2 pseudogenes are annotated in these 930 nt (G+C 78.8%); one reads left to right on the top strand and one right to left on the bottom strand.

The features are described from left to right. Window positions 1-31: 31 nt before the first annotated feature. A pseudogene (locus tag EAO72_RS44250) lies at window positions 32-112 on the top strand (BTAD domain-containing putative transcriptional regulator); the annotation flags it as partial. A 53-nt stretch (window positions 113-165) separates the two neighbouring features. Here the strand turns inward: EAO72_RS44250 and EAO72_RS41155 are convergent. Continuing rightward, a pseudogene (locus tag EAO72_RS41155) lies at window positions 166-858 on the bottom strand (AfsR/SARP family transcriptional regulator); the annotation flags it as partial. Between the last annotated feature and the right edge of the window lie 72 nt (window positions 859-930).

Below are 930 nucleotides of genomic sequence, written 5' to 3' on the forward strand. Positions count from 1 at the left end.
GGCCCTGGACGCCGGCGATCCGGCGAAGGCCCTGAGCGTCCTCGACGACGCCCTCGGCCTCTGGCGGGGACCGGTGCTCGCCGACCTTCCCGACCGGCACGCCGTCGCGGCCCGCTGGACCGCCCGCCGCCTCGACGCCCGCCGGACCCGGATCGCCGCGGCGCTCGCGCTCAGGCCGGGGCCCGGGTCCGTGCCGAGCCGGTCGGCGAGCACCGTGCGCACCTCGTCGTACGCGGCCAGCGCCTGGGCCGTGCGCCCGGCGTCACGCAGGGCCCGCAGCCGCAGCGCCTGGAGCGGTTCGTCGAGGGGGTGCTCCTCGCAGAGCGCGGCCAGCTCCGGCAGTACGTCGTCGGCCCGGCCGAGCGCGAGCGCCGCGGCGATCCGGGTCCGGCGGGCGTCGAGGCGGCGGGCGGTCCAGCGGGCCGCGACGGCGTGCCGGTCGGGAAGGTCGGCGAGCACCGGTCCCCGCCAGAGGCCGAGGGCGTCGTCGAGGACGCTCAGGGCCTTCGCCGGATCGCCGGCGTCCAGGGCCCGCGCGCCGTCCCCCGCGAGGCGTTCGAAGCGGTGGAGGTCGACGCTGTCCGGTTCGGCGGCCAGCCGGTAGCCGTTGTCCGCGGACACGACCTCCGCATGGCCGAGCGCCCGTCTGAGCCGGCCCACGAGTGCCTGGAGCGCGCCGGACGCGTCGGCGGGCGGATCGCCGTCCCAGACCTCGTCGACGAGCACCGCGAACGGCACCGTCCGGCCGGTGCGCAGCGCGAGCACCGCGAGCAGGGCGCGCAGCCGCGCCCCGCCGACGGCGACGGCCGTGCCGTCGTCGCGGAGTGCCTGGGTGGTACCGAGGATGCCGTAGCGCACGCGCCCATTGTCCGTGACGGGGGCCGGGCCATCCACAGCCGCCCGGCCATACCCGCTCGCCCCGCCCGCATT

It is taken from the genome of Streptomyces sp. OR43 (assembly GCF_008042275.1).
Classification (GTDB): domain Bacteria; phylum Actinomycetota; class Actinomycetes; order Streptomycetales; family Streptomycetaceae; genus Streptomyces.